The 22701-nt window shown below is 46.0% G+C and carries 11 protein-coding genes and 2 pseudogenes; 11 read left to right on the forward strand and 2 right to left on the reverse strand.

From position 1 onward, the window contains the following. Positions 1-91 precede the first annotated feature (91 nt). The 3 genes from gcvPA to lpdA are packed head-to-tail and all read left to right on the forward strand — an operon-like array spanning position 92 to position 4201. Complete coding sequence (gene gcvPA / locus MoGM_RS08440) at positions 92-1405, forward strand: aminomethyl-transferring glycine dehydrogenase subunit GcvPA (RefSeq protein WP_104369637.1); 1314 nt, start codon at positions 92-94, stop codon at positions 1403-1405. A 24-nt stretch (positions 1406-1429) separates the two neighbouring features. Further along, entirely contained in the window at positions 1430-2827 is a 1398-nt protein-coding gene (gcvPB, locus tag MoGM_RS08445) for an aminomethyl-transferring glycine dehydrogenase subunit GcvPB (protein ID WP_104369638.1), read from the forward strand. 33 nt (positions 2828-2860) lie between these two features. Continuing rightward, positions 2861-4201 (forward strand): dihydrolipoyl dehydrogenase, encoded by a 1341-nt coding sequence (gene lpdA / locus MoGM_RS08450; protein ID WP_104369639.1) that lies wholly within the window; start codon positions 2861-2863, stop codon positions 4199-4201. 128 nt (positions 4202-4329) lie between these two features. On the opposite strand, the gene MoGM_RS08455 is transcribed toward lpdA, so the two are convergent. Beyond that, positions 4330-5751: a glycoside hydrolase family 28 protein gene (locus MoGM_RS08455; RefSeq protein ID WP_104369640.1), complete on the reverse strand. Its 1422-nt coding sequence runs from the start codon at positions 5749-5751 to the stop codon at positions 4330-4332. 513 nt (positions 5752-6264) lie between these two features. Then, positions 6265-7164: a diaminopimelate dehydrogenase gene (locus MoGM_RS08460; protein WP_104369641.1), complete on the reverse strand. Its 900-nt coding sequence runs from the start codon at positions 7162-7164 to the stop codon at positions 6265-6267. Positions 7165-7486: 322 nt separating this feature from the next. Here MoGM_RS08460 and ruvA point away from each other — a divergent pair, with 322 nt between their 5' ends. From ruvA to MoGM_RS08495, 8 genes and pseudogenes are all read left to right on the forward strand, one after another. Next, positions 7487-8089, forward strand: a complete 603-nt coding sequence (ruvA, locus tag MoGM_RS08465) for a Holliday junction branch migration protein RuvA (RefSeq protein WP_104369642.1) — start codon at positions 7487-7489, stop codon at positions 8087-8089. Between the two features lie 102 nt (positions 8090-8191). Then, positions 8192-15706, forward strand: coding sequence for a cell surface protein SprA (sprA, locus tag MoGM_RS08470; RefSeq protein WP_104369706.1), 7515 nt, complete (start codon positions 8192-8194; stop codon positions 15704-15706). Positions 15707-15921: 215 nt separating this feature from the next. Further along, positions 15922-17151: a site-specific integrase gene (locus MoGM_RS08475; protein ID WP_104369643.1), complete on the forward strand. Its 1230-nt coding sequence runs from the start codon at positions 15922-15924 to the stop codon at positions 17149-17151. Positions 17152-17772: 621 nt separating this feature from the next. Then, positions 17773-18240 (forward strand): hypothetical protein, encoded by a 468-nt coding sequence (locus tag MoGM_RS08480; protein WP_104369644.1) that lies wholly within the window; start codon positions 17773-17775, stop codon positions 18238-18240. Between the two features lie 11 nt (positions 18241-18251). Next, positions 18252-19217 (forward strand): annotated as a pseudogene (locus tag MoGM_RS13500) (Coenzyme F420 hydrogenase/dehydrogenase, beta subunit C-terminal domain); the annotation flags it as partial. Between the two features lie 672 nt (positions 19218-19889). Continuing rightward, a pseudogene (locus tag MoGM_RS13505) lies at positions 19890-20042 on the forward strand (DapH/DapD/GlmU-related protein); the annotation flags it as partial. A 17-nt stretch (positions 20043-20059) separates the two neighbouring features. Next, positions 20060-20980 carry an aldo/keto reductase gene (locus MoGM_RS08490; RefSeq protein WP_104369646.1) on the forward strand — a complete coding sequence of 307 codons (921 nt, stop codon included), beginning with the start codon at positions 20060-20062 and terminating at the stop codon, positions 20978-20980. A 117-nt stretch (positions 20981-21097) separates the two neighbouring features. Beyond that, on the forward strand, positions 21098-22528 hold the full coding sequence (locus tag MoGM_RS08495; RefSeq protein ID WP_371410518.1) for a lipopolysaccharide biosynthesis protein: 1431 nt from the start codon (positions 21098-21100) through the stop codon (positions 22526-22528). Positions 22529-22701 lie beyond the last annotated feature (173 nt).

Genomic DNA, 22701 nt, shown 5'->3' on the forward strand with positions numbered 1-22701 from the left:
ACAAGGAATTTTAAAACCTTGATCTATGGCCTGCCGGTTCAGGGCCGATGAGTTGTAAATCTTCAATCTGTTAGTTACAAATACTGAAACAATGAGTTACAAATATTTTCCTCATACAGACTCCGATATTCGGGATATGCTTGCCAAAATCGGTGTCACTTCGCTTGAAGAGCTTTACGCCGAGGTGCCTGATGAGATACGTTTCAAAGGCGATTATGAATTGCCCGAGGCCATGAGTGAGCTTGATGTGCGCCGTTTGTTTGCCACGCTCGGTTCACAGAACAGGCAACTGACATGCTTTGCCGGTGCGGGCGTATATGACCATTATACTCCTGCCGTGGTGCCGGCCATTGTCAGCCGTTCCGAATATCTCACGTCTTACACCCCGTATCAGGCCGAAATATCTCAAGGCACGCTGCATTATATATTCGAATACCAGTCTATGATGGCCGAACTTACTGGCATGGATATTTCAAACGCTTCCATGTATGACGGCACTACGGCCACGGCTGAGGCCGTGATGATGGCTGTCGCCGCGGCCAAGAAGTGCGATAAGGTGCTCATATCGTCTACCGTTGATCCGAAAACACTTGCCGTAGTGCGTACTTATGCACATTTTAAAGGTATAAGGATAGAGATGATAGACTCCGTGGACGGTGCCACTGACAAGGCCGATTTAGAGCGGAAGATGGCTGCCGGAGGTGTCGCCGGCGTGCTGGTGCAGCAGCCAAACTACTTCGGTGTGGTGGAAGACTATTCCGGATATGCCGAAACTGTGCATTCGGGAAAAGCGGTTCTGATAATGAACAGCGTGGCGGCAGACCTCGCCGTTCTTAAAACGCCGGGTGAGTGGGGAGCCGATATCGCTGTCGGCGACGGCCAGAGCCTTGGCATACCGATGGCGTTCGGAGGCCCGTATGTCGGTTATATGTGCTGCACGGAGAGGCTGATACGAAAGATGCCCGGCCGTATTGTCGGCCTTACGAAAGACAATCGCGGGCAGAGGGCGTTCGTTCTCACCCTGCAAGCGCGCGAACAGCATATACGAAGGCAGAAAGCCACGTCGAATATATGCTCAAACGAGAGTCTCATGGCGCTTTTTGCCACCGTCTATATGTCTGTGATGGGCAGGCAAGGACTGCGTGAGGCGGCCGAGCTGTCGTATGCCGGAGCGCACTATCTGTGCGACCGTCTCATGGCTACCGGACGTTTCTCTCTTGCTTATGACCGCCCGTTCTTCAACGAGTTTTGCGTGCGTTATGATGGCGATGTCGATTCACTGCAGGAGCGTTTCACTGCCGCCGGCTTCTTTGGAGGCGTAAAGGTGGCGGGCGACACGATCATGTTTGCCGTCACCGAGAAACGCACAAAAGAAGAGATAGACAGGCTTGTGGAAGTAGTATAACAACAGGAAAGTACATTTTAGGATATGAACAACAGATTATATGGAAGCCTGATATTTGAGCTTTCCCAAGAAGGAAGACGCGGTTATTCGCTGTCCAGGAACCGTTTCGGAGACTATAAGGTTCCGTCGGAGATGCGGCGCAAGGAAGATGCCCGCCTGCCGGAGTGCGATGAATTGACCGTTGTGAGGCATTATACCAATCATAGTGCAAATAATTTTGGTGTGAACAACGGTTTTTATCCGTTGGGTAGTTGTACCATGAAATATAATCCGGCAATAGACGAGGAGGTGGCGGCAATGCCTGAGTTCGCCAATCTGCATCCGCTTCAGCCACACGGCACGGTAAAAGGGGCGGAGGCTTTGTGCGGTATGCTGTCGAGGGCGTTGCAGGCAATCACCGGTATGGCTGCGTTTACTTTCAAGCCATATGCCGGAGCGCACGGCGAGCTGGCCGGACTGATGGTCATTAGGGCATATCATGAGAGTAGGGGAGACGTCAAGCGGACGAAAGTCATCGTCCCGGACTCCGCTCATGGCACCAATCCGGCGTCGGCATCAGTGTGCGGTCTTGATGTTGTCGAGGTGAAAAGCCGTCCCGACGGCACTGTCGATGTAGATGATTTGAGAGGTCTCCTTGATGACACTATAGCCGCGATGATGATGACTAACCCCAATACGCTCGGGCTTTTCGAGAAGAGTATTCCGGAGATTGCCGCTTTGGTGCACGACTGCGGAGCGCTGATGTATTATGACGGGGCAAATCTCAATCCGATGCTCGGTGCGTGCAGGCCCGGCGATATGGGCTTCGATGTGATGCACATCAACCTGCACAAGACATTCGCCACGCCTCATGGGGGAGGCGGGCCTGGTGCCGGGCCGGTGGGAGTGCGCCACGGTCTCGAACAGTTTATGCCGATGGTGAGTCCTTATCACGGCAACTTCGCGGTAGAGATGCGTGCATACGCCTATATACTCAGCCTCGGACGGGAGAACATCAAGTATGTTGGGCCGCTTGCCACGCTGAACGCCAATTATATAAAAGAATCTCTTAAGGATGATTACGAGCTTCCCATCGACGGCCTGTGTAAGCATGAATTTGTGTTTGACGGCCTTAAGGACAAGTCTACAGGTGTGACGACGATGGACATTGCCAAGCGCTTGCTTGACTACGGATACCATGCCCCGACGATTTATTTCCCGTTATTGTTTCATGAAAGCCTCATGATAGAGCCTACGGAGAGCGAAAGCAAGGAGACGATGGACGGGTTCATAGATGTGATGCGTCGTATAGCCGTGGAGGCACGGGAGACCCCCGATGTGGTAAAGACCGCTCCGCACAGCACTCCGATAGGTCGTGTCGATGACGTGCTGGCAGCCAAGCATCCTGTAGTCACCTACCGGCAAATGTGTTCCGGAGCATAGAGTGAAACACGTACACACGCAAATATTTCAGCTATGAAGACAGATTTGATAATCATAGGCAGCGGCCCGGGAGGATACCGGGCCGCCGAATACGCAGCCGCTCATGGTCTGCAAGTGGTCGTGATAGAGGAGAATGAGGCCGGAGGGACATGTCTTAACCGGGGCTGTATACCCACGAAGGCGCTCTGCCGCAACGCCGAACTTATAGATTCCCTGCGCGATGCCGAGGCGCTTGGGTTTGCCAACATGGCATACGACATTGATTTCGGCCTTGTAAAGGAGCGTCAGGCCAAAGTTGTGGAGCAGTTGCGTGCAGGTGTCGAGTATCTGATGGCGAAGCCGGGGATAACGTTTGTCCGCGGCCGGGGGTGTTTCAATGACTCACATACCGTGGCAGTCGGCAATGAAGAGTATATGGCCGACAATATTATTATAGCCACTGGGGCGCGTCCCAAAATGCCGGCCATACCGTCGCTCGATGCCGATGCTGTGATTACGTCCGACGGGTTGCTTGCCGTAGACCGTATCCCTGCCAGGCTGTGTATAGTCGGTGCTGGTGTGATAGGCATGGAATTTGCGTCTGTTTTCGCCTCTTTCGGCAGTGAGGTGACTGTTGTCGAGTATCTGAAAGAGTGTCTTCCTATGATAGACAGCGATGTGGCGGGGCGGCTCCGCAAGGCCGTAGCCCGCAAGGGAGTGAAGTTTTTCATGCAGTCGGCGGTCACATCGGTAGCCAAGGGCATTGTCACTTTCGAACGCAAGGGCAAGGCTCAGACCGTGGAGGCCGATGAGATACTGATAGCCACCGGCCGGCAGCCGAATGTAGAGGGACTTTATCTCGAAGCGGCGGGTGTGCAATACAGTCAGCACGGAATACCGACAGACGACAACATGACGACAAACATCCACGGGATATATGCCGTCGGCGACGTGAACAGCCGCTGTATGCTGGCACATGCCGCCACGATGCAGGGTATCAGGGCTGTAAATGCCATTCTCGGGCTGTCGGACAGCATACGTTTCGACATCATGCCGTCTGCCGTGTTCACCAATCCAGAGGCTGCAAGCGTTGGTGTCAGTGAGGATTACTGCAAGGAACAAGGACTTTCATACGTATGCCGTAAGGCTTATCACCGTGCCAACGGAAAGGCGCTGGCCATGAACGAGCCGGACGGCATGCTCAAACTGATTGCCGACAGCGGCGGACGCATAATCGGTTGTCATGCTTTCGGAGCCCATTCGGCCGACATGGTACAGGAGATAGGCGCGCTTATGTGCCGCGACACCACTCTCGAACAGCTTAAATATATAATCCACGCTCACCCCACCGTGAATGAGATGTTGCAGGAAGCGGCGGCGAACGCACAGGGTTGATAGTGGTTTCGTGGTGTGGAAACTGTCCGTTATTTGAAAACGTACTTCATTTTTACGAAAAACCGACATGGCTTTCTCAAATGTCGAGAAAGCCATGTCGGTTTATTTGCAAAGCCGTTTTTATCGTTTTACTTTTTGTTTTCAACCAGTCTTACTCCCGTGAGCTTCAGTTGGGCGGTTTTTTCGTCGATGTCCAGCCCCGTCTTGTCGTATACGAATGTGCTGTTGTCTATCGTTATGCCGTGTACGCAGTCCAGACCCTCGATACCTTTAGCCGCTATTGCCGTCTTGGCACCTCGGCATATAATGTCAGATATATGGATGTCGGTAAATTCAGGCACTTTTTCTAATTTCTGATGACTTGCCTTGCCGTCGTCTTTCGCTCCGGCCGGCCGGTTCACGTAGTCGCATTGGAATATTATTCCCTCGCCTGTGATGTCGGTCATTACGATGTTGCTTATATATATGTCTTCCGTCTTACCGCCACGGCCTATTCCGCTCTTGAACCGCAGGCCCGTTTCCGTGCCGGCGAACCGGCAGTTACGTACTACGATACGCTTCATTCCGCAAATGTCCTCGCTGCCGATCACAAATCCGCCGTGGGCGTTAAACACCGTGTTGTTTTCTATCACTATGTCCTCGCAACCGTTCACGAGCGCGCCATCTTTATAGTCGCCGCTTTTCATGCATAATCCGTCGTCGCCTGCATCCACCGTGCAGTTGACTATCAGTGCCCGGTGACAGTCGCTCAAGTCTATGGCATCGCCGTTCTGCGCATTCCACGGACAGCGCACCGTGATGCCGTCAATGATTATGTTGCGGCTGTTGAACGGATGTACGTGAAATTTCGGTGAGTTCTGTATTGTCACTCCTTTCAGCATCACGTTCTCGCAGTGGTTAATCCTGAAGATGTCGTTACGCTTGCTTTCCTGCTTCTCGGGTGTGTCGGCTATGTTCGCATAGCCAGACTTCATGTCCCACGGATACCACAGGCTGCCGTTCTGGCGCTCCACACCGCCCATGGCCTTAAACCGCTTCCACTCCGTATCGCTCACCTTGCCGCGCTTTACCGGCCGCCACTGTGCTCCGTTACCGTCTATAATTCCCTCGCCCGTGATGCTTATGTTCTTGCACCGTGTGGCTCCTATGCATGGCAGCACACGTCCCGCTTTAGGGTTCTTGTCTATGTAAAGTGTCTTGTCCGGTGAGAAATATATGATTGCGTTCTTCTCTATATGCAGGTCAATGTTGCTTTTCAGTGCAATGGGACCTGTCAGCCAGATGCCCTGCGGCACGGTCAGGTGCCCGCCACCTTTTGCCGCCAGCGCGTCAATGGCTTTGGCGAAAGCCTCCGTGTTCAGTGCCACGCCGTCGCCCACACCGCCGAAATCCTCGATACTCACTGTGTTTGAAGGTATGGTGAACTCGGCTACTTGGTTTACTTTCACCGGTAGGTTCTGGTAATACTTTCCGTAGTCGGCCATAGCCGGAGAAGAGAACATGAGGGATAGCGCCATCAGTCCTGTTATTAATGCTTTTTTCTTTTTCATTGTCTTTTTTTGTTTTATGATTTGTTTCGTATTCCGTTTGAGGCCGTGCAGCCTGTTTGTTGATGGTTTCTGTTTTTTCGAAAGATGGGCAATGTCCTTTTGTGGATGAATGGATTTTTAATTATCCGCCGGACGTTTTCTTATGTGAGTTCTTAATACGCCTTATATTACTGCCGATATGCTTTGGGGATTACGGCATCTGTTGTTTTTGACCTGTAGGTCGTCGGTTTGCAATCCGCTGCAAACTTAATTAAAAAATATGATAAATCGTATAACATTATCTTTTTTTGCTTTTATAAACAATCTGTAATTGTACAAGTTTGTTGTTGAAATCTATGTCATGACATGGATTTTAAGCTCCATTGTATAATGACCATAATAAACTAAACAGAGCGCAGTCATTTCATTATGGATAAATTATAATTACAGAAAAATATAAAGCAGTCGCAGAGATATTTCTGCGACTGCTTTAATATAAATAGACAGCGTCTTGGCCTCAATTTTATCCTCTTTTTATACCAGATGTGCGATGAGCTCCTCGCGGCTTCCGGGCAACATGTCTACCACAGGAAGTTCTATCATCGTATAGCATCCGGGCTGTTGTCTAAGCGACGCGCGGGCTACGTTGACAAGTACTTGAGCTGTCAGTGCGGGGTTGTTGATGCTCATGTTGAACTCGAAACGCTGATTTTGTGTGGTTCCGCTGACACCCTTGCGCACGAGGTGCACGCCGTGTCCCATGTCGCGTACAGCGTCTACCGACTCAACAGCGAAAACGTGTGTCTCGTCGCTGGCGAAATACGGGTCGGCCTTGATTGCCTTTGTCACCTCGTCGAGGCTTGCGCCATCCTCGAGTTCAACGTATACCATACGGCGGTGTATACCCTCGCCGAGCGGAATGGTCATTGAAAGGGCGTTCCTGACGCCTTCTTTCGAGCGCACGCAGACACTGTGTCCCATGGACATGCCCGGGCCGAAATTGGTATACGACAATCCTTTCGGTGCGAGACTCTGCATCAGTGTGCGCACGATTGAGTCTGAGCCCGGATCCCATCCGGCGGCAATCACAGCCACAGTGCCATTCTGTCTGCACACTTCCATGAGATTGGCGCGGTACTCTACGATGCCTCCGTGTATGTCGAAACTGTCTACCGTGTTTATTCCTAACGGTAATATCTTTTTTGCATATTCCTCACAACTGCGTGTCGGGGTAGCAAGTATCGCTACATCTACGTCTTTTAATTCTGTGATATCTTTGACCACATCGTAGTTTGCCAGTTCGGCCGGTTTGTTCTCAGCCCCGTTACGGCGCACTACGCCTGCCAGTTCAAAATCTTCCGAAGCCTCTATTGCCTGTACTGTGTATTGTCCGATGTTGCCGTAGCCTACCACGGCCGCTCTTATCTTTTTCATGTTCGTATTGTTGTTTGATGTTTATACTTCTTTTACTGTGCAAAAATACGTATTTTACCGCAGAAACCGTAATGAATAAGCACTTAAAAATAAAGGTGCGGATTGTTTTGTTTTAATTTGTTGCTGTTGTGTGGTGTTTCTGTTATAATTCGTGTTTATAATAATCTTATTGATTTCATATCCGAACTGTTGGCTTGCGTGGTCGGTATAAAGGCCTTTTGTGCTCTTTAAAGTCTCTTTTCCAACTTTCGCTGTATGGCGATACAATAAAAAGACGGGTGATGTCGTTTAAAGAAATGTATATATACGTAAAATTATAATAATGATAGAATACATCAAAGGCGAGCTTACAGAGCTTAGCCCCGCTCTTGCCACGATTGAGACGGGCGGGGTGGGATACGGTCTGAGTATCTCTCTCAATACTTATAGTGCCATTCAGGGCAAGCACGATGTTAAGTTATATGTGTATGAAGCCATACGTGAGGACGCCCACGTGCTTTACGGGTTTGCCGCGAAGAAAGAGCGTGAGCTGTTCGAGTTGCTTATCAGCGTGTCCGGTGTGGGGGCCAATACCGCCCGCATGGTGCTCTCGTCACTAAGTCCTTCGGAACTGTGTGACAGCATATCCACTGGCAATGAGCGGATGATTAAATCCGTGAAAGGAATAGGTCTTAAGACGGCACAGCGCATCATAGTGGATTTGCGCGACAAGATAGTGGCTCTCGGCATCACGGGTGAAATACCTGTGGGCGGCACCGTTACGGCTCCTGTTGACAATAAGGTGAAAGATGAGGCTGTTGGTGCACTCACGATGCTTGGTTTCGCACCTGCGCCATCGCAGAAAGTGGTGCTGCAAATACTCGAAGCCAACCCTGACGCTCCGGTGGAGATGGTGGTCAAGCTGGCTTTGAAACAGATAAAATAATGATTGTAAACCGGAATAGCGAGCGACAGTAACGTGAGACTTAACAGGCGTAAAATAGCGTTCTATATACTTACGGCCCTGTTCGGTATAGGTGCGATAGCCATGCCGCAGGACGACAAGACGGGGGCAAGGAAGCCTGCGCCCAAGGCGCAGCCCAAGCTGATTGTCGAGGATGAGGCCATTCCCGATTCATTGTTGCATCCGCGGTGGAAGATAAAGAAAACGGCTCCGATGCTTGTCGCTGATCTCGATTCGTCCGCACTCGACTTGAAGATGCCCGACAACATAAGGCAGGAAGTGATATACGACGATTCGCTCGATCTGTATTTTGTGGGCTCCAAGATAGGCGACTCATATCTGAACACGCCTGTGCTGATGACTCCCGAGGAGTATCGCCGATGGAGCGAGAGGCGTGCCATGCAGGAGTTCTTCCGCAAGAAAGACGCAGAGAATGTAGCGGCAAAAGGCAAGGAGAAGTTCTCTTTCTCTGATATGAAATTCGAGTTGGGGCCGGCCGAGAAGATTTTCGGCCCGGGCGGAGTGCGCATAAAGACGCAAGGAACGGCTGAACTTAAAGTGGGAGCTAATTTCAAGAGCATTGACAACCCGTCGTTGCCGATAAGAAATCGCAAGACAAAGGCTTTTGACTTCGACGAGAAGATAAACCTCAGTCTTAACGGTAAGGTGGGAGACAAGGTAAACATGAACCTGAACTACAATACTGACGCCACATTTGACTTCGACTCTAAGAACATCAAGCTGAGATATGAGGGTAAGGAAGACGAGATTATAAAGTTGGTAGAGGCAGGAAATGTGAATTTCCCGTCCAACTCGTCTCTTATCAAGGGAGCAAGCTCACTTTTCGGAGTGCGTACGGACATGCAGTTCGGAAAGTTGAAATTACAGACGGTGCTGTCGCAGAAAAACTCAACGACCAAAAGCGTATCGTCTCGCGGAGGCACGCAACTCACTCCTTTTGAGATAAACGTGGCTAACTATGAGGAAAACCGCCACTTCTTCCTCGGACATTATTTCCGTGAACGGTATGACAAAGCCATGTCTACACTGCCCAACATCACTACCGGAGTGAAGATAACGCGTGTCGAAGTGTGGGCAACCAACAAGACGGGAACCACGAGCAATACTCGAAACATCGTGGCACTGACAGATCTTGGAGAGGGACGTAACGTGAAAAATCCACTGTGGGGTGGTGCGGGAGACGTGGCGCCGTCAAACGGAGCCAATACGGAATACTACGCCATGACACATGATTATGTTGCGGCAAGAGACATAGACCAGACCAATACAGTGCTCGATGCCATAGGGGGATTTGTGGGCGGAGTGGACTATGAGAAGGTGCAGAGCGCCCGCTTGCTGTCACCTTCCGAGTATACGGTGAACACCGCCCTCGGATATATATCATTAAAGACAACGCTGCAAACGGATCAAGTGCTCGCCGTGGCATATGAATACACTCTCAACGGACAGACATTTCAGGTGGGAGAGTTCGCCTCGGACAATACAAACACCGGCGAGGCCATCTTTGTGAAGTCGCTTAAAAACACAAGCAACAATCCGATGATGGGAAACTGGCGGCTGATGATGAAAAACGTATACTTTCTTGCTTCTACGGTTGAGAAGACCAAATTCCGTCTTGACGTCAAATATCAGAGCGACACATCGGGAGTATATCTGACGTATATCCCCGAACAGCAGGTAAAGGACAAGACTCTTATCAAGGTACTGGGCGCTGACCGGCTCGATAATAACAACAAACCGCACTCAAACGGATACTTCGACTTTGTAGAAGGATATACGGTGAGCAACGGCCGTGTGTTCTTTCCTGCAGCCGAACCGTTCGGAAGTTATCTGCGCACATATCTTATAAGTGCTGGAGTCCCGGCCGCCACGGCAGACAAATATGCGTTTACGGAACTGTATGACACCACTAAGACAGCTGCGAGACAGATAGCGGAGAAAAACAAATACGTGCTGATGGGACAGTACAAAGGAACGTCGGCAAACGTGATTTCGCTCGGGGCGTATAATGTTCCGCAGGGATCGGTGGTGGTGACGGCCGGTGGAGTGGTGCTCACGGAAGGTGCCGACTACACCGTCGACTACTCTGCCGGTGAGGTGACGATACTCAACCAGAGCATCATCGATGCCGGAACGTCGGTAAATGTAAGTCTTGAAAGTAACACAGACTATGGCATGCAGCGCAAGACAATGTTCGGGCTGAACTGGGAATATGACATAACGAAAGATTTCCAGATAGGCGGAACGTTCCAACGGCTTTCCGAACAGACCCTCACGTCGAAAGTGACAATGGGTTCGGAACCGCTGAATAATATTCTGTGGGGATTTAATCTCAACTGGAAAAAGGAGAGCCAGTGGCTCACCAACATGCTCGACAAGATACCTTTCCTGCACTGCACGCAACCGTCGCAAATATCGTTTACAGGTGAGTTTGCGCAACTCATTGCCGGACAGGCAGGCGGTACGCAGGACAATGCGTCGTATATAGACGATTTCGAGAACACGAAGAACGGCATAGACGTATCTGAGCCGAAGTCGTGGGTATTGTCGAGTGTACCTTCACTTTTCCCGGAACATAGCGACAAGACGGGCCTTACAAGCGGGTTCAACCGTTCGTTGCTTGCATGGTATACCATTGATCCTTTGTTCACGTACCGCAGCAGTTCTCTGACGCCGGCCCATATCAAGAGCGATCTTAACCAACTGTCAAACCATTATGTGCGTGAGGTCTATGTAAGCGAGCTTTATCCGAACCGTGATCAGAGTTCATACAACGGAGCCACGTCCACTCTTCCAATTCTCAATCTTGCATATTACCCCAATGAACGCGGACCGTATAATTTCTCTACGGCGGTCAATCCCGATGGAACGGTGCAGAACCCGATGGCAAAATGGGGCGGTATGATGCGCAAGCTCGATACCAATGATTTTGAAGCCGCCAACATCGAGTATATAGAGTTCTGGCTGCTCGACCCTTTCATATATTCCCGTATAAACGGAGATGCCTCATCGCATGGCGGAGATCTGTATATAAATCTTGGTGAGGTGAGCGAGGATGTGCTGCGAGACGGCAAGAAATTCTATGAAAGCGGTATGCCGGTGGACGGATCCGGCAGTTTCACCACAACGCAGTGGGGAAAGATACCTGTGCAGGCCACACAGACTTATGCTTTTGCCACCACACCGGGTTCACGCGCTTTGCAGGATGTAGGTCTCAACGGACTTAATGATGAGGAGGAGCGGAACTTCGCTCCGTATGCCGATTTCAATACCTTTGTAGGAACATTGGCAAACGACAGTGTGCGTAAAGCATGGACAGACGATCCGGCAAATGATGATTATCATTATTTCAGAGGCAGCGACCTCGATGGCCGTAAAGCATCTATTCTCGAACGATACAAGCGGATAAACAACCCGCAAGGAAACTCGCCCGACAACGACGGGAACAACGAGAGTTACGACACATCGTATAAGACGATGCCGGACGTTGAGGATATAAACCAGGATTATACGCTGAACGAATATGAGCGGTATTATCAGTATAAGGTAAGTATACGCCCGGAAGACATAAACGAGAACAATATAGGACAGAATTATATCACGGATGTGCGCCGTTATACAGCTTCTCTGCGTAATGGAAACAAAGAGACCGTGAACTGGTATAAGTTTCGTATCCCGGTGAATGCGGCCGATAAAGAGCGCATAGGGTCGATAAACGACTTTACCTCGATACGTTTCATGAGAATGTTTCTTACCGGTTTTGAGAAGCCCGTAATATTGCGTTTCGGAAGTCTTGACCTTGTTCGCGGAGAATGGCGCATGTACGAGCAGAACCTGAGCAACACGGCATCGAGTAACAGCGGTACGCTTGAGGTCAGTGCGGTGAATATAGAGGAGTATAACGACAAGCAACCGGTGAACTATGTGCTTCCGCCGGGTATCAGCCGTGTTACCGACCCGTCTCAACCGCAGCTTGTGGAAAGTAACGAGCAGGCGATGAACCTCACCGTCAAGAACCTGTCAAAGAACGAGGCTAAGGCCGTATATAAGAATACCAATCTCGATTTGCGTCAATATAAGCGGTTGCAAATGTTCGTGCATGCCAACAGTTTCATGCAGAACACCACCAATTTGCAGAATGACCAGCTTGCGCTTTTTGTTCGTCTGGGCAGTGACTATAAGAACAACTATTATGAGTATGAGATACCTTTGAAACTGACTCCCGAACGGCAGTACAGCATGTCGGCTGAGGAGAGACGCATAGTGTGGCCGGAAGAGAACATGCTTGATATAGATCTTTCTCTCTTTACTGCCTTGAAGAAAGCCCGGAACAGAGCCAAATCAGCCGGTGGGGCATCGTATACGGCGGTGTTCTCCGATTATGACGCTAACCGTCCTAACAACAAAGTCAGTGTGATGGGAAATCCGTCGCTCGGAGAGGTGAAGACAATGATGATAGGTGTGCGCAATATTTCCTCATCGGAGAAGTCGGGAGAGGTATGGGTTAACGAACTGCGACTGCTTGAATTCAACAACAAGGGAGGGTGGGCCGCATCGGGAGCGCTGAACATGCAACTGTCGGATTTCGGTACGGTGAACCTTACAGGCAAGATGATTACCGAGGGGTTTGGCGGAATCGAGGAAGGACTGGCGCAGCGATCTACCGATGATTATAAGACATACAGCCTCACGGCCAATCTCGAACTGGGTAAGTTTTTCCCTGACAAGGCAAAGGTCACAGCGCCGTTATACTACTCAGTGACTAAGGAAGAGACAAGGCCGAAGTATAATCCGCTCGATACCGATATGCTGCTGGATGACGCTCTTGAGGCAACCGCTGACAAGCATGAGCGTGACTCGATAGAATCGATAGCTGTTACGAAAACGACGAACACCAACTTCTCGTTGTCGAACGTTCGTGTGGGTATCAAGACAAAGCGTCATCCCATGCCGTATGACCCGGCAAACTTCTCTTTCAGTTACAGTCATTCGCACAGATACACATCGGGCGAGACGACGATATATGAGAAAGAAGACCAATGGAGAGGCTCTGTGAACTATAATTACACCCCTGTCTATAAACCGTATGAGCCATTCAAGAAATTGAAGGGAAAGAGCAAATGGCTCAATTTCCCCAAAGCCATAGGCATAAATTACCTGCCCCAAAGTGTTTCGTTCAACAGTGAGATGATACGTAATTACTATGAGTTGCAGGAGAGGGACCTCGAAAGTATCGAAGGCTCAAAACTTCCGCTGACGTTCAGCGAGCAGTTCTTGTGGAACCGGGAATTCTCTTTGAGGTGGGATTTGACGAAAAATCTGCACATGAACTTCCAGTCGGCTACACATGCACAGATAGAAGAGCCTTATACTCCGGTAAACAAGGACCTTTATCCCGAGCGTTATCAGGCGTGGAAAGACTCTGTGAAGCACAGTATAAGAAATCTTGGTACGCCGCTTGATTACCAGCAGTCGTTCACGGCATCTTATCAATTGCCGCTCAACAAGTTGCCGATATTTGATTGGCTCAATGCCGATGCATCATATACGGCTACTTATTCGTGGATAAGAGGTACGGAACTTGATGACGGAACGTCTCTTGGAAACACAATATCGAACAACCGCAATCTCAACATCAATTCTACGTTTAACATGGAGACGCTGTACAATCACGTTCCGTTCCTTAAAAAGGCGAACGAGCGGTTTAACAAGCGTACAAGAGTGCAGCCTGCCAGAAAAGTAAAGAAACCGGCGGCAACCCAGAAGACGACTGACAATAAGGATAAAAAGGGAGGAACGGACGGTAAAAAGGAGGAGACGAAAGAGCAAAAAGAACTGCCGAAAAACAAGAATACATATCAGCGTGAGCTTACGCTCGTGCCTGATACGACAATGACAGTGTCGCACAATAAGAAGAGCAAACGACTTATAGTGACGGCAAAGACCGCTGACGGCAAACCTTATAAGGTGAAGTACAAAGTGGTTGACGACAATAAGATAATAGTCAAGGGGCGCGATTCTGTCAAGATAAAGTTGAGTGTAACCCCGAAAGAACCTCTTGAAAAGAAGTGGTGGTACAGTCCGGCGCAGAGTGCGGCCCGCTTTCTGATGATGGTGCGCAGCGTAGGTATCTCGTATAGAAGTCAGTACTCGATGGCTCTGCCGGGATTTATTCCCAATATCGGTGATGCTTTCGGTCAGCGTACGGGCAGTGTCCTTTCTCCAGGACTCGATTTCGCTTTCGGTATGGTTGGCGACGGGTATTTGCAGAAAGCATACGATAACGGTTGGTTACTCTGCAACGACAGTGTTGCCACTCCTGCCACGACAAACAGCAGTGAGGATTTGCAGGTACGCATGACACTTGAACCTGTGCGCGACCTTAAAATAGATCTCAACGCCAGCCGTACAGTCAACAAGGCACGCAGTGTCCAATATATGTATTCCGGTATGCCCACAACCCAAAGCGGCTCATTCAACATGACGACAATCAGTTTGAAGAGCGCGCTTGAAGGCATTGGCGATGCCAACAACGGTTATAGTTCTAAGTCGTTCACACGTTTCTGCCAGTCAATAGAGTCTTTCCGCGACCGTGTACAGGCACGTTATACAGGCACGACATATCCTTCCGGTGTCTATGATGCCAATGGGGTGGATCTCGGTGGCGCACAGTATAATCCGGAGCTTGGAATGGTGAATAAGTACAGTGCAGATGTGCTTATCCCGGCGTTTCTGTCAGCGTATACGTCGAGTGGCGGCTCGTCGCTCGATATATTCCCGGCGTTGAAGCGCATGCTGCCAAACTGGACTGTCCGTTACAGCGGTCTGTCGAAACTGAAGTGGTTTAATGAGCACTTCAAGAGCGTGAATGTCAATCATGGATATAAAAGTGTTTTCGCTGTGGGAAGTTACGCTACATACAGTACTTTCCATGAGTATATGGATGGATTGGGCTTCATCAACGACGCGACCACCGGAAACCCTGTGCCAAACAGTATGTACAACGTAAGTACAGTGAGCATCAACGAGGCTTTCTCGCCATTGCTCGGAGTAGATGTAACGCTTGAAAACAACCTTACATGCAAGCTCGAATACAGGACCACGAGAGTGCTCAGCCTTAGCATGACCAGTGTGCAGATAAACGAGGCGTTGAGCAAGGACTGGGTAATAGGCATGGGATATAAGATAAGCAACTTCAATCTTTTCGGCAGCGGAGCGTCGCGCAAGATAAAGAAATCACAGCGTGGACGTGGACGGAAGACCGAGGACAATAAGAGCAAGCAGACTGCCACAACCAATGTCCGTGGTGGAGTAAATCACGATTTGAACATGCGTCTTGACATATCATTCAGGAAACAGGCTTCCATCACACGTGACATAGCCACTATAACCAGCGCGGCGAGCAGCGGGAACTCGGCATTTAAAATGTCGTTCATGGCAGATTATACTTTGTCAAGGCTCATAACATTGAGTGCATATTACGACCGCCAGACCAACACACCGCTACTGGCGAGCAGCAGTTATCCTACGACTACACATGATTTTGGTTTCAGTCTGAAAATGTCGCTTACAAGATAGGTAGATTTTGTGTATACATGATGTAAACGGTACATGCGGGTTAACAAAACTGCATGTACCTTTTTTTATGTCGCAATGAAAATGTCTTTATATTCCGGTTTACTGTTTTTGATAAATATTGTAGTTTATGATGATATAACTGTAATCGTGATTTGCAGAACTCGATATGTGGTTTTATTTTTGATGTGTAATCACATATAATTACATAATGAATAATGACAAGTATAAGATTAAGGTTTCGTCCTTCTTCTGTATCAGGCAAAGAAGGGACATTGTATTATCAGGTAAATCATTTTCGTAGAACGGGAGTAATAGGTACTTCTTATCGCATTTATCCGCATGAATGGGATGAAGAGCATGCTTGTATTGTAATCTCAGGAAGTGTTTGTTGTGATAGTGAGCGTAAGGCTGTATTACAATTATATCAGTCGAAAATCAACATGGATATGGATGTTATGAGAGAAATAGTGAATGAAAGAGAGAATACTATTCGTCGTTACACTCTTGAAGACCTGTTGGATGTTTTAAGAAAACGAACTAATAGCATGAGTGTTTTCCATTATATCAGGTCACAGATAGATAAGAAAAACAGAATGGGATGCTATGGGACGGCAAAGACATATAATAATGTATTGAGGTGTTTCACTAAGTTTCGTGAGGAAAAGGATATTGCGTTTGATGGTATGGATAATGAATTGATACAGGAATATGAGGCATGGATGCTCCATGCCGGACTAAGACGCAGTTCAGCCGCATGTTACCTTCGTACGTTACGGACACTTTACAGGCAGGCGGTGGATGATGGACAGGCTGAGAATAATGATATTTTCCGTAAAGTACATGTGTCTGTCGGGAAGACTTGTAAACGTGCCGTTCCGATAGAGACAATCCGCATGATACAATCCCTTGACCTGTCGGGAAAAACTTCATTGGATTTTGCCCGTGACATCTTTATGTTCAGTTTTTATACACGCGGCATGTCGTTCATAGATATTGCATATTTGAGAAAGAGTGACCTGCGAAACGGATTTCTAACCTATAATCGTCGAAAGACGTTTCAAAGTCTGGTCATTCAGTGGGAGCAGCCAATGCAGAACATAGTGGACAGGTATGCCGGACAGACACACGATTCTCCGTATTTCTTTCCAATAGTAAGAGGGGAGACTTTGGCGGATAGGCTTTCTTATGAACAGGCCCTACAAAGGATAAACCGCAGTTTAAAGCGGATAGGAACTCTCATTGGTCTACATATTCCACTAAGCACATACGTCGCGCGCCATTCATGGGCCAGTATAGCCAGAAATATGGATGTGCCGTTGTCTATAATCAGTGAGGGATTGGGGCACGACTCAGACAAAACCACACAAATATATCTTGCATCACTCGACAAATCAATGGTAAATAAAGCAAACAAGGAAATAATAAGCAAGATAACATTGATATAAAACGATTTTCTAATTGCCCGTTTTCATATAGTAAAACGAGCAATTGGATATAAATCATTAATAATCAGGTAAAGACATGAAAACGAGGATTTTGCTTTGCTAAATATTGGAAATATATATAAATGGAATTTATTTAGATTTTTATGAAAAACATAATATGAACTACAAGCTTTTCGAGAAAGAAATAGTATCTTTGCAGCAAATTGCTCGTTTTACTATATGAAAACGGGCAAGTGACGATAAGAAAGGCATTCTTTATTTATAAGAAAACTTTATGTTATGGTGAAAGATATAAGTTGTTTGAGACTGTTGCCAGTTTTATGCAGACAACAAGCCAACGACATAAAATAGTGTGGGAATGATGACGCAGGATTGCTTAATTCTCATTCTATAAGCCAACGAAAACAAACCTGATATTAAGACGTGATGGACACGGTATTCCATACAAAGGTTCGTATTCCAAATGGCATTGATATTTCTGGATCGGTAAAAAATATCGGTTCAGCAATAGAAGAATGTAGTAAATCCAAAACAGACTTAAAACAAAAAAACTCTGATAGTCAGGATGTTTGGGGGTATTTGTTTGTTCATAACAGTAAAGTTAATACTTTTACGGATAGGTTGGAAAAAGACAATATAACATATTTTGTTCATAAGTCGGTCATTTATTATCGTAAAAAGCATACCCGTGGCATTCAGACGATAGACAAACCGACCGTAAGCGGTCTCATATTCTTGAAAGGAATACCACAAAAACTTCAGGAATATCTCGACCTCAGGTTTACAGGGTATCATCTCGTGAATGATTGCAGTACCCACCGTCCTGCCGCCATTCCCGACACGGTGATGCAACCTTTCATGCGTGTGGTGGACATATCTCCCGAGCGTGTGCGCTTCTTGTTAAAGCCGTTCAGATATTACGCCGGTGGCAATATCAAGCTGCGCATCACGTCCGGATTTCTTGCAGGACTTGAAGGCTATGTCATTCGTATAGACCGTGATCGCAACTTAGTATTGGATGTCGGAGGTATGAGTGTGGCGATTTCCGGCGTTCATTGCGAGAAGTTCGAGGAGGTAGAGGATATATAAATACCGACTAAATGATAGACATAAAATATAATAAAGATTGTTGCGGTTGTAATGCATGTGGAGATATTTGTCCTAAAAAAGCAATTACTTTTAAAACCGATATGGAGGGATTTTGGTATCCTGAAATTAACCGTGATCTATGTGTCGATTGTGGATTATGTGAGAAAGTATGTCCCATGTTACATCATGCGGATAATATTAAAAGATATAATGCCCCCAGAATTTTTGCTGCATATACCAAAGATGAGAAAATACGCATCGACAGTACATCCGGTGGAATTCATTCTATGCTTGCGCTGGCAATGTATAAGCAAAATGCTTATATTGGTGGTGCAGTATATAATGAGGATCATACAGTCAGTCAGATAGTAGACCCCAATCCGGAGCGACTGTCTGAGATACGTAGCAGTAAATACCTTCAAAGTAATACAACTGGTGTATATAAAGAGATAAAGCGATTACTCAGAGATGGGCAGAAAGTATTTTTCTGTGGATGTCCGTGCCAGATACACGCATTATATAACGTGATTGGAAATAAAGAATATGACAATCTTATAACCTGTGATTTTATATGTAGAGGAGTCAATTCGCCGAAAGTGTTCACAAAATATATAGATATGTTGGAACGCAAATTCAGAGCGAAAGCGACTGAAATAAAGTTCAAGGCAAAGCGATGGGGATGGCATAATTTTTCCATGCGTGTGAATTTCAGCAATGGAAAAGAATATTGCAAAGACCGTTGGCATGACATGTTTTTTATCGGTTATTTACAAAGCGGTAATTTTGCCCGTCCTTCTTGTTACTCATGTAAGTTTAAAGGTTTTCCACAGAAAGCAGACATCACACTTGCAGATTTTTGGGGAATAGAAAAGATTGACCCTGCAATGGATCAAGATAAGGGGACTTCGTTGGTGATGGTTAACTCAAACAAGGGTTTGGCTCTTTTTGATTTGATAAAGGATGATATAGTATTTAAGGAATACTCTATGGATGATGCAAAAGCGGGAAATCCAGCCATAGATTCTTCTCTAATTCCTGTGTCAGACAATAGAAGAGACTTTTTTGAAGCACTTGACAAGTATCCGTTTGAGCAAGTTGCGAAAAACTTTTTCCCTATACCAACATATCGAAGAAGAATTAAATCCAAGATAAAGCAAATTCTGCGATGTGTAAAACAGATGATGAGAATAATTCGTCATAACGGTTTATCTCTTTCTGCATGGAGAAAAAACTTATATTATAATTTTTTGTGCAGAAAAATATGTTCAAATGTACTAATGCCCATCAGATTGAGCAAGTATGTACTCATACAGATGGACAAGAACACCAACATAGACATACGTAAAAAACTTATTCTTGGCAAAAAACAGGTGAAAGCATCGAAGATGGAAACAAGGATATGGCTTGAAGAGGACAGCGACATTACCATACACGATACATTCACCGTATATGCCGGGTCTTATATTCGTATAACAAAAGGCAGTCATTTGATATTGCATGGAGGATTTATCAATGAGAACGTACAGATTATCTGTGGCTCGACAATAGAAATCGGCAGGGAGTGCACTATCGGCAGGGATGTCGTGATACGTTCATACGACGGACACACAATTCTTGATAAAGACTATCAAATATCGGAACCTATCAAAATCGGTAACCATGTGTGGATCGGACAAGGAGCAACAATCTTAAAAGGCGTGACCGTTGGTGACGGGGCAATAATAGCTGCGGGAGCTATAGTGACTAAAGATGTACCGGCAGATACTATTGTTGGAGGTGCACCTGCTAAAATCATAAAACGAAATATTTATTGGCAAATATGAACCAAACAGATTTAATCGAATTGTTTATTAAAGATAAAATTCCCCCTATTGGTTTTGGACCGGGAATTATAGGTTATACAACGAGAAAGAAAAAAAAACATGGGTTGTATTTAATAATAGATAAGGTAATAAACAAGTTGTTTTATCGCACATGGATAGAACATAAATATGTAAGAGCAATAAGTAATGCATTTACTATTGGTTATAGATTGATTGATTATTCTTCTGCGTATGGTGACGGACGTCTCATAGGTAAAGCTATAAGGAATAGTGGAATTAAAAGAGAAGAGTTTTTTATCACAACTCGTGTCAGTAATAAAGCTCAATATAAAAACGATGTCCGTGCAGAATTTATGAAATGTATAAATGGACTAGGTGTTGACTATGTTGATCTTCTACAACTTCATTGGCCTGTGACAGGATTGTATATTGATACATGGAGAGAAATGGAAAATCTTTATGAAGAAGGCTATGTAAGGCATTTAGGGGTCGCAAACTGTCATGAACATCATTTGGAAGAAATTTTAAGGATATGTAAATATCCTCCTAAAATTGGTCAATTTGAAATACATCCTCTCTTTACACAAAAACACCTTATAGAGTATTATAAACGGCATGGTATTATTGTTGAAGCATACACCCCAATAGCGCGTTATGATGACAGACTTATTCGTTTACCGTTATTAAAGCGTCTGGAACAAAAATACAATAAAAACTTTATTCAAATAATTCTTCGTTGGCATATTCAGAACGGGGTAATTCCAATTATACGCTCACTTAATCCTAAACACCAGCATAGTAACTTTCAGATTTTTGATTTCCAATTGGATCATGAAGATATGTTAGCTATTGATGCTATAAATATAAACAGCCGATTAAGATACGACCCTGATAATTGCGATTTCTCAATACTATAAGACATGCATTCCACTACTATTAATAAGACTATAGCCACAAATACAATGTTCTTGTATTTCCGTATGATTTTCTCGACAATAGTATCATTATATACGAGTCGGGTAATCTTACAGATATTGGGAATAGACGACTATGGTATCTACCAGACTGTTGGAGGGGTGGTCGGAATGTTATCTTTCATTAACAGCGCATTAAGTATGGGGTCTTCCAGATTTTTAACCTATGAAATGGGTGTCGGAAATTTTGAGAGACTTAGACGTACATTCTCATCTGTACTGACGGTACATATTATTCTTGCTGTCATCATTGTTTTGGTAGCGGAAACAGCGGGATTATGGTTTGTTTATAATAAACTTGTAATACCGTCAGAGAGAATGGATGCCGCTATTTTTGCTTATCATTTGAGTATCCTGGCTGTGATTTTTTCCATTACTCAGGTTCCATATAACGCCAGTATAATTTCTCATGAAAAAATGAGTGTCTATGCATATTTGAGTATCATCGAAGTATCATTGAAGCTCATTATTGTATACATGCTTACGATAGGCGAATGGGACAAACTGAAACTATATGCGTTGCTTTTCTTTTTGGTTAATGCTGGTATAGCGTTATTCTATCGGTTCTATTGTATAAGAAAATTCTCAGAGACTCATTATAAGCCTATATGGGATAAAGAAATAATAAAAGGAGTGTTAGGATATTCCGGATGGAATCTTTTTGCCAATGCGGCAATCGCATTGTCCAATCAAGGAGCTACAATACTTGTGAATATGTTTTTCTCACCAGGTGTTGTAGCGGCACGTGCCATAGCAAATCAAGTAAATATGGCAGCATTTCATTTTATAACGAACTTCAGGACGGCTGCCAATCCTCAAATAGTTAAAAGGTATGCGGCTGGTGATTTCGTCGGCTCGAAATCGTTGCTATTGATTTCAACCACTTTCTCATATTACCTAATGCTTATTTTAGCCCTGCCGATTTGCCTTGTCGCGTCTCCATTACTTGATATCTGGTTAGGTAAGGTACCGCAATATACAGTCTCTTTCATGCAATTGACTATCATAACAAGCCTTTTTCAAGTTTTCGACTCTTCATTTTACACTGCTCTTTACGCAAAAGGCAGAATACGTGAGAACGCATTGATTTCTCCCTCTGTATTATTCATTAGCTTTCCTGTAACATATATATTGTTTTTAATGGGATATTCACCAACAATACTTGCCGTTGTGTTGCTGGTGGCATACGCAGTCTTGGGGCTGGTAATAAAGCCTCTTCTCTTAATAAAAATAGTCAGCTATACATGGAGCGACATATTACGTGTGTTCCGTCCTTGCCTGAATGTCACGGTCGTAAGTCTTATTCTCCCGATTGTACTCTATATTTTCCGTGAAGAATGGTTCCCGAATCAAATCATGCGGTTCATCTCATTGTTTATGGCGAGCGTAGGCTCGGTGGTCGTTTCTGTATGGTTTTTAGGAATAGACAAAGCGATGAAAACGAAATTAACGGAAACAGTCGCTAAAAAGATTTATTTAAAACGGCAATGACATAATGGGTGATAAAGAATTAAAGGTGAGGAAAGACCTTGCTTTGGAGGCAATTCCCTTGACCAGGTTTGCTCATATTGATTATCACTGTTGTCATTTATGGCATCAGTGTCGTATGTAGCAACACTATATGCCTGTATTTGCAAAATTATTGGGGTGTAGATAATTTAAAT

Origin of the sequence: Prevotella sp. MGM1 (assembly GCF_002933775.1) — a bacterium.
Lineage (GTDB): Bacteria > Bacteroidota > Bacteroidia > Bacteroidales > Bacteroidaceae > Prevotella.